General features: G+C 43.5%; 16 protein-coding genes. 10 read left to right on the top strand and 6 right to left on the bottom strand.

Annotated elements, in window-relative coordinates:
- Positions 1–23: 23 nt before the first annotated feature.
- Positions 24–677, bottom strand: coding sequence for a gluconate 2-dehydrogenase subunit 3 family protein (locus tag PY091_RS12035; protein ID WP_275649902.1), 654 nt, complete (start codon positions 675–677; stop codon positions 24–26).
- Positions 677–2,395 (bottom strand): GMC oxidoreductase, encoded by a 1,719-nt coding sequence (locus PY091_RS12030; protein ID WP_275649901.1) that lies wholly within the window; start codon positions 2,393–2,395, stop codon positions 677–679. The genes PY091_RS12035 and PY091_RS12030 overlap by 1 nt, the downstream gene beginning before the upstream one ends.
- Positions 2,396–2,531: 136 nt before the next feature.
- Between PY091_RS12030 and PY091_RS12025 the strand changes: the two genes are divergently transcribed.
- From PY091_RS12025 to PY091_RS12010, 4 genes are read left to right on the top strand one after another with little or no spacing between them, the layout of a single operon-like run.
- Positions 2,532–3,527, top strand: coding sequence for a sugar phosphate isomerase/epimerase family protein (locus tag PY091_RS12025; protein WP_275649900.1), 996 nt, complete (start codon positions 2,532–2,534; stop codon positions 3,525–3,527).
- Positions 3,528–3,548: 21 nt separating this feature from the next.
- Positions 3,549–3,992, top strand: coding sequence for a DinB family protein (locus PY091_RS12020; protein ID WP_275649899.1), 444 nt, complete (start codon positions 3,549–3,551; stop codon positions 3,990–3,992).
- A 20-nt stretch (positions 3,993–4,012) separates the two neighbouring features.
- A complete protein-coding gene (locus PY091_RS12015) occupies positions 4,013–5,242 on the top strand; it encodes a nucleoside permease (RefSeq protein WP_275649898.1) in 1,230 nt (409 codons plus the stop codon).
- 13 nt (positions 5,243–5,255) lie between these two features.
- Positions 5,256–6,392: a Gfo/Idh/MocA family protein gene (locus tag PY091_RS12010; RefSeq protein WP_275649897.1), complete on the top strand. Its 1,137-nt coding sequence runs from the start codon at positions 5,256–5,258 to the stop codon at positions 6,390–6,392.
- Positions 6,393–6,437: 45 nt separating this feature from the next.
- Here PY091_RS12010 and PY091_RS12005 read toward each other — a convergent pair whose 3' ends face one another.
- Entirely contained in the window at positions 6,438–6,902 is a 465-nt protein-coding gene (locus PY091_RS12005; protein WP_275649896.1) for an ASCH domain-containing protein, read from the bottom strand.
- Positions 6,903–7,064: 162 nt separating this feature from the next.
- Here PY091_RS12005 and PY091_RS12000 point away from each other — a divergent pair, with 162 nt between their 5' ends.
- The 6 genes from PY091_RS12000 (at position 7,065) to nadD (ending at position 11,742) form a co-directional block, all read left to right on the top strand.
- Entirely contained in the window at positions 7,065–8,117 is a 1,053-nt protein-coding gene (locus PY091_RS12000) for a sugar phosphate isomerase/epimerase family protein (protein WP_275649895.1), read from the top strand.
- Positions 8,114–8,860, top strand: a complete 747-nt coding sequence (locus tag PY091_RS11995; protein WP_275649894.1) for a 3-keto-disaccharide hydrolase — start codon at positions 8,114–8,116, stop codon at positions 8,858–8,860. The genes PY091_RS12000 and PY091_RS11995 overlap by 4 nt, the downstream gene beginning before the upstream one ends.
- 1 nt (position 8,861) lies before the next feature.
- A complete protein-coding gene (locus PY091_RS11990; protein WP_275649893.1) occupies positions 8,862–9,617 on the top strand; it encodes a 3-keto-disaccharide hydrolase in 756 nt (251 codons plus the stop codon).
- Positions 9,618–9,703: 86 nt separating this feature from the next.
- A complete protein-coding gene (locus PY091_RS11985) occupies positions 9,704–10,561 on the top strand; it encodes a YicC/YloC family endoribonuclease (RefSeq protein ID WP_275649892.1) in 858 nt (285 codons plus the stop codon).
- Positions 10,558–11,154: a guanylate kinase gene (gmk, locus tag PY091_RS11980; RefSeq protein ID WP_275649891.1), complete on the top strand. Its 597-nt coding sequence runs from the start codon at positions 10,558–10,560 to the stop codon at positions 11,152–11,154. The genes PY091_RS11985 and gmk overlap by 4 nt, the downstream gene beginning before the upstream one ends.
- A gap of 3 nt (positions 11,155–11,157) precedes the next feature.
- The gene (gene nadD / locus PY091_RS11975; protein WP_275649890.1) at positions 11,158–11,742 is read left to right on the top strand and encodes a nicotinate (nicotinamide) nucleotide adenylyltransferase; all 585 of its coding nucleotides are present in this window, start codon (positions 11,158–11,160) and stop codon (positions 11,740–11,742) included.
- 1 nt (position 11,743) lies between these two features.
- Here the strand turns inward: nadD and PY091_RS11970 are convergent, their stop codons facing one another.
- Genes PY091_RS11970 through PY091_RS11960 form a run of 3 tightly spaced genes read right to left on the bottom strand, consistent with a single transcriptional unit; the run spans position 11,744 to position 15,853 of the window.
- A complete protein-coding gene (locus PY091_RS11970; protein ID WP_275649889.1) occupies positions 11,744–12,850 on the bottom strand; it encodes a glycoside hydrolase family 130 protein in 1,107 nt (368 codons plus the stop codon).
- Positions 12,847–13,569, bottom strand: coding sequence for a DUF6503 family protein (locus PY091_RS11965; protein ID WP_275649888.1), 723 nt, complete (start codon positions 13,567–13,569; stop codon positions 12,847–12,849). Before PY091_RS11965 ends, PY091_RS11970 begins: the two co-directional genes overlap by 4 nt.
- A 34-nt stretch (positions 13,570–13,603) precedes the next feature.
- A complete protein-coding gene (locus PY091_RS11960) occupies positions 13,604–15,853 on the bottom strand; it encodes an inorganic phosphate transporter (RefSeq protein ID WP_275649887.1) in 2,250 nt (749 codons plus the stop codon).
- Between the last annotated feature and the right edge of the window lie 52 nt (positions 15,854–15,905).

The raw sequence follows: 15,905 nt of genomic DNA, 5'->3' as shown, positions 1-15,905 counted from the left end.
TTTTGTTGATGTATGCTTTGGGCCTATAGGGACCATGCCTTTCCACCGGTGAGGGTCTGTAGGTCGCCACAGGCGACGTACTCCCCTGGTATGGGCAGATAGGCCAGTACCTCTTCGCCCACATATTCTGAGGACTTGTAGGCCCAAGTGGCCAGGTCCCTCAGGTCGTTGGCAAAGGAGAAGCGTGCGATATCGTCGTCAAGACTGGCCTCGCCTCCCTGCATAATGGCCTGCATATAGCTCATGATGGCCTCGGAATGTGCCTCTTCCTCCTCATCGGAACGTTTCCTCAGATAGGCCTGCAGCGCAGGTTCTATGTCCGCGGGCTCTATGTCCATCAAGCTTTCCTTTCCGGAATCGGCCAGGACCTTGTCGTAGAACTTGTTCATTTTCATGACCACGAACTCCCTTTGCTCCAAGGGCATGACCTCGTCGAGGTATGCATCGATGAAGGTGTGCACGTTCACTTCCGTAGCGGAAGGGGTATCTGTCTTGGGAAGGATCACATCGAGGGTCTGTGCCATGGCATAGCCCTGTTCCTTGTCGAGGAAGCTGGGGGTCCACTCGGCATAGGCCGGTTTGTCCTTGCAACTTTGCAAGAGGGATAGCAATGTCGGAGTGGCCACGGCATAACCGAAGGCCAATCCCATATTCTTGAGTGCTGATCTTCTTTCCATTATATATTTCCTTTTTTAAGTTCTTGGGCGGCATGGTTGGCGGCCCTTGCCGTAAAGGCCATATAGGTCAACGAAGGGTTCACACAACTGGCGGATGCCATAAAGGCCCCATCGGTCACGTAAACGTTCTTGCATCCATGTACTTGGTTGTTTCCATTGACAACAGATGTTTTTGGGTCAAGACCCATACGTGCTGTTCCCATCTCGTGGATACCAAGACCAAGGGCATATGGTGCATCAAATGCGGTAACATCTTTGGCACCGGCCTTTTCCAACATTTGGACGGCTTGTTCCTTCATGTCTTTACGCATGTTAAATTCGTTCTCTCTGATTTCGGCATCAAAAGTTACGGTAGGTAGGCCCCACTGATCTTTTCTGTCGTAATCCAAGGTCATTTTGTTTTCATGGTATGGAAGTGTCTCACCAAAAGCGTTGATGCTCATGTTCCAACCACCGGCATTCATCATGGTGTCTTTATACGCTTTACCATAAGCGGCCTCAGCTACCATTTCTTCGTAATTGCCCCTGCTGGCACCACCTTGGTAGCCATATCCACGGACAAAGTCTTTCATGTTGGAATCTCCTCCTAGGTTACGGAACCTTGGGATATAAACACCGTTTGGCTTCCTTCCTTTATAGTACTTGTCTTCGTACCCTTCAAACTTACCGGATGCACCTACCAAAAAGTGGTGGTCCATTACGTTATGACCAAGTTCTCCAGAGTCGTTTCCTAGACCATTCGGGAACCTGTCGGATTTGGATTGCATCAAAATGGAAGTGGAAGCAATCGCAGAAGCACATAGGAAGATTACCTTGGCCTTGAATTCAAATTCTTCTTTGGTCTCCCTATCGATCACCTTTACACCAGTTGCTTTTTTGGTGTTAGGGTCGTAGATAACCTCATGTACGATGGAATCCGGTCTAAGGGTCATGTTTCCTGTTCGCTCTGCTGCAGGCAAGGTCGAGGATACACTACTAAAGTAAGCCCCAAAAGGACATCCCCTAATACAACGGTTCCTGAACTGGCAACGAACACGTCCGTCTCCATCGAATTTTTTATCACTGTTGATGTGTGCCACCCTACCAGCTGTGATCACACGGCCACCAAAATGCTCGGCAACCTTGCCCCTCACATGGTCTTCGACACAATTGAGCTCCATCATGGGCTCAAACTGTCCATCGGGCAATTGTGGCAAACCTAAATTTTCACCGGAAACACCGATATAACTTTCAACTTTATCATACCAAGGAGCTATGTCCTTATAACGTACCGGCCAATCAACGGCAATACCATCATTTTTGTTCGCAGCGAAATCAATATCGCTCCAGCGGTAACTATGACGTCCCCACATTATGGAACGACCTCCAACATGGTATCCACGCATCCAATCGAAACGCTTGGTCTCGTTGTAGGGGTGCTCCAAATCATTTACGAACCAATGCTTGGAAGCTGCACCAGTGGTATAACCGGTCCTGGATTGTTTTTCTTGTTTTTTGACATCTTCTCGGGTTGCTCTTCCCCCGTGAGGAAAATCCCAAGGATCCATATTGGCGGTAGGGTAGTCTTCGCGGTGCTTCACCATGGGTCCGCGCTCCAAAACCAAGGTCTTGAGCCCATTCTCGCACAGCTCTTTGGCAGCCCAACCACCGCTGATACCCGTACCTACCACGATGGCATCATAGGATTCCTGCTCCTGATTGTAATAAAATTTACTCATTTATTCGGATTGTTTATTTGCTAAATGTATTAATTATTAAATTAATTTTCTACATTTAATCCCTATGTTTATTGAGAATTCATCACTATAACGTTGTAGTTTTTGGATTCCGCACGAAATTAACTAACGTAAAAATATGAACAGAAGTAGTTTAACGCAGAAAAGTATTGTCACTCTTGTTTTAGTGGCTTTTTTGGGATTTTATTCCTGTAAACAGAACCCGAAAAAAGAATCGGCAGAAGAGACGACTACCGAAGCGGTGGAAGTTGAAACAAAGCCGGATATTAAACTTTCCTTGGCACAATGGTCCATTCATAAAATGATTTTTGAAGAAGGAGAGGACCCTTATACATTTGCCCAAAAAGCCAGTGAATGGGGCTTTGAAGGTTTGGAGTATGTCAGCGCCCTTTACTATAAGGAACTTCAGGCCGCTAATTTTTCCAAGGAGGCCATGAACAGCTGGGTGGAAAAAAGTAAGGCCGAAAGTGAAAAATATGGCATGACCAATTTACTTATAATGGTCGATGGACAAGGCGACATTGCTGTGCCCGACGATGCCAAGAGAAAGGAAGCTGTTGAAAACCATTACAAATGGGTAGATGCGGCTGCAGCCTTGGGGTGTCATTCCATACGAGTAAACCTAAATGGCAGTATGGATCCTGAAGTATGGATGCCCTCATCTGTAGATGGTCTTAAGCAATTGGCCACTTATGCAAAGGATAAAAACGTAAATATTATAGTGGAGAACCATGGAGGACCATCTTCCAATGGGGAAATGCTTGCAGAAGTAATGGAAAAAGTGGGGATGGACAATTGTGGCACTCTTCCGGATTTCGGTAATTTCTGTATTAAAAGGGAGGCCGGAGACTATTATTCTTCGAAATGTCTTGAAGAGTACGACAGGTACAAGGGTGTCGAAGAGTTAATGCCCTATGCGAAGGGAGTGAGCGCCAAGTCCTATAGTTTTGATGAAGAAGGTAACGAAACAAGAGTGGATTACCCAAGAATTATGGACATTGTTTTGGATTCCGGATACGAAGGTTTTGTGGGAGTCGAGTACGAAGGGTCCGAACTGAGCGAAGAAGAAGGAATTTTGGCAACCAAAGAGCTATTGGAAAGAATCTTGGAGTAAGCCAAGTAATGGAATGAATGCATGAAGGGATTTTTACAACAGCTCTTCGATTACAATTATTATTGTAATAAAAAATTAATACAACAATGCAGTGGTCTGGATTTGGTTCCGGACAACTGCATTAGACTTTTTAGTCATATACTTAACGCCCATCACATTTGGAACGGCAGAATATTGGAATTGCCGACCAAGTTCGGCGTTTGGGATGTACATAAAGTTGAGGAGTGGGATAACATCCATAATGAAAACCAGCGTACTTCTTTTGAAATTATTTCCAATACGGATACTTTTGACAAAAGGGTAGGTTACGTGAACAGCAAGGAAGAGAACTTTTCCAACCAAATCAAGGATATTCTTTTCCATATTATCAACCATTCCACGCACCATCGAGGACAGGTAATGATGGAATTGAGAAATTCCGGAGTCGTCCCCGAACCTTTGGATTACATACATTTTAAAAGATAACTACTAACTAAATACTTAACATGAATATTAAAACCAAATTTCAACTGTCCTTCATGATGTTCCTGGAGTTTTTCATCTGGGGCGGTTGGTTCGTCACCCTCGGCACCTTTCTGGGAAGCAACCTGGAAGCGACCGCAGGACAATCATCCATGGCATTTTCCACTCAGTCGTGGGGAGCTATCATAGCCCCTTTTATTATTGGGCTTATTGCCGATAGGTATTTCAATGCCGAAAGAATTCTGGGTGTATTGCACTTGATCGGCGCGTTTTTGATGTACCAAATGTACCAATCCACTGATTTTGTGGCTTTTTATCCCTATGTATTGGGATACATGATTTTGTATATGCCAACCCTTGCCTTGGTAAATTCGATTTCCTTTAAACAAATGAAAGACCCGGCCAAGGAGTTTTCGAACATTCGTGTGTTCGGTACCATTGGTTGGATCATCGCTGGACTTGTGATCAGTTATTTGTTTGTTTGGGACTCACCAGAAGCTTTGGAGGCAGGCATGCTCAAAAATACTTTCTTAATGGCCGGTATCGCATCCGCCATATTGGGTGTTTTCAGCTTTACATTGCCAAAGACTCCCCCATCGGTGGACAAGGGCGAAAAGGTGACCATATCGGATATGTTGGGACTGGATGCCCTTAAGTTGCTCAAGGATAAAAACTTTTTGGTGTTCTTTATTTCCTCGGTACTAATATGTATACCATTGGCCTTTTACTATCAAAATGCCAACCCTTTTCTAGCGGAGATAGGACTTGCCAATCCAACCGGTAAAATGGCGATCGGACAGGTTTCGGAAGCACTATTTATATTGGCCCTGCCATTTTTCTTTACCAAGTTTGGGTTTAAGAAAACCATATTGGTGGGGATGTTGGCGTGGACCGTACGATACCTCCTTTTTGCATACGGCAACGCCGATGAACTGTCGTTTATGTTGATCATAGGAATCGCATTGCACGGTATCTGCTATGATTTTTTCTTTGTATCCGGACAGATCTATACCGACACAAAAGCAGGGGAAAAATATAAAAGTGCCGCTCAAGGATTGATTACATTGGCCACTTATGGGGTAGGGATGCTGATCGGTTTCTGGATAGCCGGAAAAATAACGGATACGTTGACCATGGCAGATGGCTCCCATACTTGGGAAACCATATGGATGTATCCAGCAGGGTTCGCCGCAGTGGTATTTGTCCTGTTCGCCTTGATATTTAAAAATGAAAAAGTAGAATATAAATCATAACTAAAACTAGAACATGCCTAAAAAAATCAGACTTGGAATTCTTGGAGGAGGTGGCGATTCCCTTATCGGGGTTTTGCACAGAGTAGCTTCTTTCATTAATGACAATTATGAAATTGTTGGAGCTGTCTTCAATCCAAATTTTGAGGACAATGTAGCGTTTGCAAAGGAAATAGATGTTCCCACCAATCGAATCTACAAGGATTTTGATACGCTCATTGAAGAGGAGATGAAATTGCCCGAAGAGGAGCGTATTCAAGTTTGCTCGATCCTAACGCCGAACTTCCTTCACTTTCCAATGGCCAAAAAATTATTGGAAAATGGCTTTAATGTTATTTGCGAAAAGCCAATGACAACCACTTATGAGGAGGCCAAAGTATTACAGGAAACACTGGAAACGGCAGGGACGGTCTTTGCGGTGACCCATACCTATACCGGTTATCCAATGGTTCGCCAAATGAGGGAGATGGTGAAAGAGGGCGTAATCGGCAAAGTACACAAAGTGGATGTACAATACTACCAAGGCTGGATGAACCCGATTATCCATGATAAGGAGAAAAGGGGCACGGTATGGAGATTGGATCCCAAAAAGGCTGGTATCAGTTCCTGTATGGGGGATATTGGGGTACATGCCTTTAACATGGTCGAGTATACGACCGGGTTGCAGGTACAGTCTTTATTGTGCGACTTTAATTATGTCTACGACGACAATCAAATGGATATGGATGGTACGGCCTTGATCCGATTGGACAAGAATGTGAAAGGGATTATCCGGGCCAGTCAGGTGGCAACAGGAGAGGAGAACAACCTTTCCATTGCCATTTATGGTCAAAAAGGAGGTCTTAAATGGGAACAAGAAAACCCTAATTACCTCTATAAATTGAACGATCCTGAGCCATTGCAGGTATATAAACCAGGGCACCAGTACAACTCAGAACTTTCCTTGGACGGCACCAAATTGCCTCCGGGACACCCAGAGGGAATATTTGATGCCATGGCGAATATCTACTTGGGTGTTGCCAAGGCCATTCGTGGTGAAGAATATAACAGTGGGGAATTCCCTACCATGAAAGATGGGGTTCGCGGTCTCAATTTTATTGAGAATACCGTTGCCTCATACAAACAAGGGAATATATGGGTGGATATGGATTAATATCCCGACCCATAATAATATGATGTGGCCGCCCTTTGGCGGCCATTATTTTTTGTAGAGCATTTCGAATTCCTCGAAAACCACGATCATACTTTCCGTCGGGTTTGCACCAAACTTGGCCAGTTCACCGGTGAAACGATCCCAGTACACTTTTTTCCAATGTGCCAACGACCTATCTCCTTCACCTTCCAATCTTGCGTGTTCTTCCCTAATGCTGAAATAGGGCAGTAGTTTAACCCCAATGGTTCGGATAATACATTTGGCATTGCCCGCCCAATCCGTTACTACATAAAAATCGCCGATCTTGGGCAGATTTTCGTTCCGTAATTGAATTCCTTTCAGCGCATGGGTAGTGGCCCTTTTGGTTTCTTTGCAGACCATTTCGGCACAAAGGTCGGCATCTTTTTCATTGTCACAGAAATGGACAACTTTTGGGGCATCTTCAGAAGCAAACTCCAAATGAGCATCCAAAAAATCGCCCCATAGATTTCGGGCAGAAGCATTTTCCATAAGTAGTATTTAAAAAAGAACTGTAAGCTGTTTTAATTGTTAATGAATCCCTATATTTATCTCTTACCACATGGGACGTAAAAATAGCATAGTTTTTTTCTTAAATATAGAAGATAAATCCCAATTAATTTGGGATTTGCCAATTCATTAAAATTAAATCAAATGAAGACAATCAAAGGACCGGCCGTGTTCTTAGCACAATTTGTGGACAGTCAACCTCCATTTAATACTTTGGATGGGATTTGTAAATGGGCCTCCGACCTAGGTTATAAGGGAATCCAGATTCCGACCACGGAATCGTTCCTGATAGATTTGGACAAAGCAGCGGAGAGTCAAGATTACTGTGATGAGCTTAAAGGGAAGATCAACTCCTATGGGTTGGAGATTACAGAACTGTCCACCCATTTACAAGGGCAATTGGTCGCTGTTCATCCGGCATACGATATTATGTTCGATAACTTTGCTCCCGATAACCTCAAAGGTAAACCCAAGGAGCGAACTAAATGGGCCGTCGATCAAGTAAAAAAAGCAGCTACTGCAAGTCGTAGATTGGGTCTTAAGGCACATGCTACATTTTCTGGATCATTGCTGTGGCATACCATGCACCCTTGGCCACAAAGACCTGATGGTCTTGTGGAAATGGGCTTCGAGGAATTGGCCAAAAGGTGGATGCCCATCCTAAACCATTTTGATGAGGAAGGCGTGGATGTTTGTTATGAGATCCATCCGGGAGAGGACCTGCATGATGGTGATACTTTTGAACGCTTTTTGGAAGCTACGGGCAATCACAAAAGAGTGAATATCCTATACGATCCAAGTCACTTTGTATTACAGCAGCTGGATTACATAACATACATAGACCATTACCACGAATTCATCAAGTCCTTCCATGTAAAGGATTCAGAATTTAACCCTACCGGCAAAAAAGGAGCCTTTGGCGGTTATAATGATTGGGGGGATAGAGCTGGGCGTTACCGCTCTCTTGGGGATGGCCAAATCGATTTCAAGACGATTTTTTCCAAATTGACACAATATGGTTGTGATGTTTGGGCCGTTATGGAATGGGAGTGCTGTATTAAAAGTCCCGAACAAGGTGCCAGGGAAGGCGCTAAGTTCATTCAGGATCATATCATAGAAGCAACAACAAAAACCTTTGATGATTTCGCAGGAGGTGATATCGATGAGGAAAAACTAAAAAATATACTAGGATTATGAAGAAAACATTGATTTTCATGGCTCTAGCGATGGCCATAAGCTGCAAGGAGAACAAAAAAGAGGTCAATGCGGAAGTTGAGGAAGAAGTTGCCAAGGAGGTCGAAGAGACCACCTCGGAGTGGACCACATTGTTCGATGGGTCAAGTTTTAATGGCTGGCACATGTACAATGGAGGTGAGGTCACTGAACCTTGGAAACTGGAAGATGGGGCCATGGTACTTTATCCTCCAGAGGAAAGACCAGAGGGAGCCAACTATAACCTCGTAACCGATACGGAATTCACGGATTTTGTATTGACCATGGAATGGAAAATATCGGAAGGAGGAAACAGCGGATTCTTTTGGGGCGTAAAAGAAGATGAAAAATATGGTGAGCCATATTTAACAGGACCTGAAATTCAAGTGTTGGACGATGAAAGACATCCGGACGCACAAAACGGTGAAGATAGACTTGCCGGTGCACTTTATGATATCGTTCCTCCATCAGAAAAGGTGGTAAAACCTGCCGGAGAATGGAATACGGTGGAGTTGATGATAAATCATAAGACCAATCAGGGCCATGTAATATTGAACGGTACCAAGATTGTTGAGTTTCCTGTCCAAGGGTCCGAATGGGATGAGTTGGTCGCCAACTCCAAATTTGCCGATTGGGAAGGCTTTGCCGCCTTTAAAACAGGTAAGATAGGATTACAGGATCATGGTAATGTCGTTGCCTATAAAAACATTAAGATCAAAGAATTATAATATGTCCAAAGCAAAAAGATATTTATTGGCCATTGCTTTCTTGGCGTGTATTTATGTCCAAGCGCAAGAGATTGAGCCAACCACACCCGAGGAAACTGAGTTTTATGAACCAGTGCCTCCCAAAGTGGCCCCGGGTAAAAATGGCTCGGCACCAAGCGATGCCATAGTCCTTTTTGACGGCACCTCCATGGATAAATGGATAAGTTCCAAGGACAGTACGGCCGCAAAATGGATTTTGAACGATGACGGTAGCATGACGGTCAAAGACAGGACAGGCGATATACAGACCAAACAAAATTTTGGAAGTGTGCAGCTCCATATCGAATGGAAGTCTCCCGAACAAGTTCAGCGCGATGGTCAAAATAGGGCCAATAGCGGTATTTTTCTTAACGGACTTTACGAAGTACAGGTCCTTGACAACAATGACAACGACACTTATGTAAACGGTCAAGTAGGTTCCATTTACAAGCAACATGTACCATTGGCCATGGCCTCCGTGCCTACTGGTGAATGGAATACCTACGATATAATTTATCATGCACCCGAATTTGATAAAGGTCAAAAGGTAAAATCTGGAACTTTGACTGTAATACACAACGGTGTATTGATCCAAGATCATGTAGAGATTAAAGGGACAACTCCCTATATTGGGTGGCCTAAAAATCCGCCGCACGGAGAGGGACCTCTTCGACTTCAAGATCATGGGGACAATAGTCGTGTAAGCTACAGGAATATTTGGGTAAGGGAACTGGATTAGTTTCCTCTAGTTTAGTTGGGAAATAGAAATCCTCTAGGTGCCAAAAACCTATTTTGGTTACCTTTGGCAAAATTTATCATACGTATATGATCCAATCCATGACAGGCTTTGGGAAGCACGTTGTACAGCTTCCTTCCAAGAAAATCACCATAGAACTTAAATCGCTTAACAGCAAAAGTTTGGATATCAATGCCAGACTTCCCCAATTCTACAGGGAAAAGGAGCTGGAATTGCGCAAAATGATAGCAAGTGCTCTGGTACGTGGAAAAGTGGATTTTGGTCTCTATGTTGAAATTACCGGTGAAGAGACTACCGCCGAGGTAAATAAAGGGGTAGTTAAAAACTATATGGACCAACTGGCAAGTATTGCCCAGGGAGACGATATTAAGCTCTTGGAACTGGCCTTGAGAATGCCCGACACCCTAAAAACTGATAAAGACGATATTGACGAAGAAGAGTATAAGGCAATAAAGGGCGCCATGGAGGAGGCACTGTCCAGAATAGTTGAATTCAGGAACGAGGAAGGCAAAGTGCTAGAGGAAGATTTCCTGGATCGTCTTGCAAACTTGAACCGACTTTTGGAGGCTGTAAAGGAGATGGATCCTGAGCGTTTGGGAACCGTTAGGGACCGTTTGGAAAAAGCGGTGGCCGATCTTAAGGTGGAGTTGGATGCCAATAGATTTGAACAAGAGCTGATCTATTATCTGGAAAAATACGATATCACCGAAGAGAAGGTCCGTTTGGCAAACCATCTAAAATATTTTGAAACCACTTTGAACTCCAAAGAATCCAACGGTAAAAAACTTGGGTTTATCTCTCAAGAGATAGGTAGGGAAATCAATACCATAGGCTCCAAGGCCAATTATGCACCCATGCAACAATTGGTGGTGCAAATGAAGGATGAATTGGAAAAGATAAAGGAACAAATGCTCAATGTGCTATGACGGAAGGCGGTAAACTTATTATTTTTTCAGCACCCTCGGGCAGTGGTAAGACTACAATTGTTAAGCACCTGCTCGACCAGCCTGAATTAAATTTGGCATTTTCCATTTCTGCAACCTCCCGACCACGCAGAGGTAAAGAAAAGAATGGGGTCAACTATTATTTTATGTCCGTTTCCCAATTTAAAAGACACATCAAGGACGGGGATTTTTTGGAATGGGAAGAGGTGTACAGGGACAATTTTTACGGGACGCTCAAAAGTGAAGTGGAACGTCTTTGGGCCGAAGGTAAAAATGTGATTTTCGACATTGATGTATCCGGGGGCCTAAGAATAAAAAAGAAATTTCCTGACAAGACCTTGGCAGTATTTGTAAAGCCGCCAAGTGTGGACGAGCTTAAGATCAGATTGAAGAAGCGTAGCACGGAGAGTGACGATAAGATCAATATGAGGATTGCCAAGGCATCGGTAGAACTGGCCACAGCGCCACAGTTCGACAAAATCATAAAAAATTATGACCTTGATGTGGCACTTGACGAGGCCCACAAGCTGGTAGCGGAATTTGTCGGTGCCGAGATACCTCCTAAAGTAGATTGATACATGAAAAAGGTAGGGCTCTTTTTTGGGACCTTTAACCCGATACATATTGGCCATTTGGTTATTGCCAACCATTTGGTGGAATTTTCCGATCTGGATGAGGTTTGGTTCGTTATTACACCACAAAGTCCATTTAAGGTAAAGCAATCCCTCTTGGACGATAACCATCGATATCAAATGGTTTTTGAAGCAGTTCAGGATTATCCCAAATTAAAGCCAAGTAAAATTGAATTTGACCTTCCACAGCCCAACTATACGTCTATTACACTTGCCCATTTGGATGACAAGTACGGGAAAGACCATCAATTTTCACTTATAATGGGAGAGGACAACTTGAAAAGTTTCCATAAATGGAAGAACTATGGGGCAATTTTGGAAAACTATTCCATTTATGTCTATCCAAGGATCTCAGGTGGCACTATCGAGCATCAATTTAAGGACCACGCGAAAATTACAAAGGTGGACGCGCCGGTAATGGAAATCTCCTCTACTTTTATTCGTAAAGCTCACAAGGCTGGTAAAAATGTACGCCCATTGCTCCCATATTCCGTTTGGAAATATATGGACGAAATGAACTTTTACAGGTAAACTATTGTTTTGCGGTCACGACCCCGACCATGCTATCTGCCGTACCATAGTATAAATACCATGTTCCATGGTGCAATACGAGTCCTTCCAAGAATGTGGTCCCATCTTTATATTGGCCCGATTTTTCGAATGGCAGTTCCGGTTTAATGAACGGCTTATGTGTTCTGTCCAATAACTTCCATGGTTCATTTGGATCAAATAGCGCCTGCCCACCGGTATAAATTCTATTGCCCAGTTCCTTTACCCCAATGTTCTGGGAATTTCCTGCATTGTAAAGCACCACAATACCTTTTTCGGTGAGCAGTGGAGGTGGACCTGCTTCTACCAACCATGAATCAAAATAACCAGGTCTAGGGCTTAATACGGGGGCTAATTTGCCCTCATAGGTTTCTACGGGCTCCCAATCGATCAAGTTGGATGAAGTGGCCAACCAAATATGGGGAACGCCGTAATACATCCAATATTTACCATTGATCTTGGCGGCCACCAATTTACCGTTCTTCAGTTCGGTAACAATAGCGCCTGATTTGGTTTCTTTTTCGTGGTAAACACCTTTTTTATAGTTCTGGAAAACCGGTCCGTGCTTCTTCCAATTCACCAAGTCTTTTGATGTGGCAACGGCCAGTTTGGGAACTTTTCTGTTCCATTGTGTGTAGGTCAGTACATAGATCCCGTCCTCGCTCTCGACTATCCGAGGATCTTCAATGCCACCAGGCCATTCATGTATTTTTTGACCGTCGTTTTTGGGATAAAAAACGGGTTCTGGCCATTTGCTATAGGAAAGGCCATTCGATGAGCTTGCCATTCCTATTCTTGATCGGTGACCACCGATTTCTTTTTCTCCTAGTTTTTCCTCTGCTCGGTACAGCACAAAAATCGAATCGTTTTTTACAATGGCAGCTGGATTAAAGGTTGCCATGGATTCCCAATGGACGGTTTTGTTGGTTATGGGATCGGTAAAGTTCGAATGATCGTCTTTTTGTAATATGGGCCTGGCATTGGCCTGGCGTTCGAATGGTCCCAACATCCATTCCTTTTCTTTGTTCTGCGAAAATATATTGGTTATTGAAAGAAAAAGGATGATTAGAATTGGAAGAGGTTTTCTCATTTGGTTTGGTGTTTTTCCAAAGTATCGGTTCCCAAGTATTTGTCGTCCTTGTTTACGTACCAAGCTCTGGTTTTTGGCATTTTTATGCCATTGATGTCTTCCAATCCTTCCAATAGTATGTATTCACCATCCTTCTTGTCCTCATCATGGTAAAATTGATATACTTCCATGGCGTAAGTCGATGGGTCAAAATAAAAATACCATTCATCAGTGCCCACCTCGGCATCATAGGTCACGTTCAATACCAAATACTCTTTCCCTTTAAAGGTTTTCTTTTGCACTTCGGGGTTTAATTGGGTGCCTGGATCGTTCAACTTCATAGGCAATCCATACAGGTAGGTATAATAGTCTTTCATAAAGTTGCCGCGCTCACAATTCAATCTGAATTCTTCGGCTTCTTCTTGCGAAAAGTCCTTACTTCCATTTAAGCTTATTTCACAGGAATCTTTATCAAAAGAGTAGGCGTATGTATTCCCATTCTGTTCTACATCCAATGTAAACACTTGCTGTGGAAAATCCATCGCGATAATACTCGTACGTTTTGGACGGGAAGGTGTTTCCATGATTACCTTAAAGGTCGCCTTAAGGTTTGACCAATTTCCATTGGGGTCATGAAACGCAATGGCTTTTTCCAAAACCTCATTTGCTGAAAGCTTCTGAGCACTACCAACAAAGGAAAATAACACAAGGGCCAAAAAAGCAAAACAATATCTTTTCATATCAACAGTATATTGATAGGAAAGATACCGATTTTTATTTCTTTTCTATGGTTGCCGGAGTTATGGAGCTATCGTGTTCGGCATAGTATTGCTCCAAAAGGTTCATCATGGCGGTGATCAAGTCCTTACTTTCCAATAATAAGGAGAAATATAATGTAGTATTTTTTGGACTGGACTCTTCTGTTCTGGTCCGGGAAACCTGCTGATTGATCTTCTGAGAAACCATATCGTACAATTTTTCCTTGGATTTCAATACAGTTCCGATCTGTTCAAAAGAGCGTTCCTCAAATGCTTTTTGTGTGCTATTGAAAACATTCTCAAGGGCAATGTCGATTTCTTTGAGCTCCTTGATCTGGTTGTATTTTAATTTCTTGTGGTTGTTGTTGACATGGTTGTAACTTACCTTTCCGATATATTCCAGTGACTGGGACATATCCGTTAGGTGACCCATAATGTTTATATAGAAATTACTCGCCCCAACATGTGCTTCGTCCAAGTTTTTGATAAAATAGAAGGTATCGTTTCTTAGGCCGTCGATCTCGGTTGCCAACTTTTTACTTTGCTTTTTGTTCTTCTTTAAAAAGTCCAGGTCATGTTTGGATAAACCTTGTATGGAGTTGGAATAAATGCGATTACTTCGCTTTACCACATTGGCGATGTTGGCAGCGGTTTCTTCAATCACACCTTGAATGGAACTGCTCTCTGCTCTTCTAAGACTGTCCTCTGCCTTTATTTCTTTGGTCTTTTTATTGTGCGATATATAATTGCGCAACAATATGGCAGCGGCAGCGACCAACATCAGCACCAGGGAAATAAATTTTCCGACAAACAATAAATAAGCGATGATCGCAGCGGCAATAAATGCACTCAAAGCGGTAAAAAACCATCCGCCAATTACATTCAATACCCCGGCTACTCGGTATACGGCACTTTCAGCGCCCCATGCCCTGTCGGCCAAAGATGTACCCATCGCCACCATAAAAGTGACATAGGTCGTGGACAATGGCAATTTCATGGAGGTCGCAATGGAAATAAGAACACTGGCGACCATCAGGTTTACCGAAGCCCTAACCAAATCAAAAGCGGGTAGTTCCTGGGTTTTACTTTTGGGAACATAGGTCTGAGGCAAAACAAATTGCTTGTCGATCTTGGCCTGAATCGAAGGTGGTACTACCTTGGATAGATTTTCAAAGGCCACAATACTGAACTTTACGATCTGTCTGGACAAATAGTTGGGCTGAAAACGCTCATCTCCTTCGTCCTGTCTGGCCAAATCCACGCTAGTCTTGACCACTCCCTTTGCCTTGGAGGAAAACCATAGCGTTATTACCATGACCGCTCCAGAGAGCAACAGTAACATGGTAGGTGTTTGTACGGCAGCGGCCAATCCTCGCATGTTGAATTCTGTTGGCGCAATGCCGGAGGCTTGCCAATCCTGATACGATTGAAGGGCAGCGATGGGCACCCCGATAAAGTTTACAAGGTCGTTACCAGCAAAGGCCATGGCCAGAGCAAAGGTTCCGAACCCGATCACAATCCTATAAATGTTCCACTGTAATAGACTTGCTACTATAAAGGACCCCAACGTCCAAAACACAAAATTACCAGCAAGAAATGCCAAGGGTTGGGTCGCTACGAATTCCGAAAGGGCGCCATCAAAAAGAGCGGCACTTTTAAGGCCTTTCACCAAAATAAAATATACAATGGCGGTTATGGCCAAACCTCCGAAAACCGATTCTACCCATTTGGACCGCTTTTTGAATTTAAAGGAAATCAAGGCTCTTGATATAAATTGGACAAGCGCGCCGATGGAGAAAGCGATAAAAACAGAAAGGAGTATGCCAAATATAATTTCGGCGGCCTTATCGGTATTGATATACGTTGCCAAATCTGAAAATCCTCCTTGGGAATCGGCAATTTTGATCAAGGAGATGGCTACGGAGGCACCCAATAGTTCAAAAACAATGGATACCGTCGTGGATGTTGGCATGCCCAATGTGTTGAAGAAATCCAGAAGCAGGATGTCCGTTATCATCACGGCCATAAAAATGAACATGATCTCTTCGAACACGAACTCACCGGGATTAAAAATACCCTTTCTAGCTACTTCCATCATCCCACTGGAGGACATGGCCCCAAAAGCAATACCAACACTGGCAACGATCATTATGGTTCTAAAGGAGATAGCTTTGGAACCGATCGCCGAGTTCAAAAAGTTGACAGCATCGTTACTAACACCAACGACTAGATCGGTTATGGCCAATATGCCGAGTGCCACAACCATGAAAATGTAAATATTCTCCCCCATTCTTTCAGAAATATGACAAAAATGCCAT

The sequence above is a fragment of the Flagellimonas okinawensis genome (assembly GCF_029194005.1).
Taxonomy (GTDB): Bacteria; Bacteroidota; Bacteroidia; order Flavobacteriales; family Flavobacteriaceae; genus Flagellimonas; species Flagellimonas okinawensis.
Note: the sequence above shows the minus strand (reverse complement) of the source record. Positions and strands in the feature narration are given on the sequence as shown.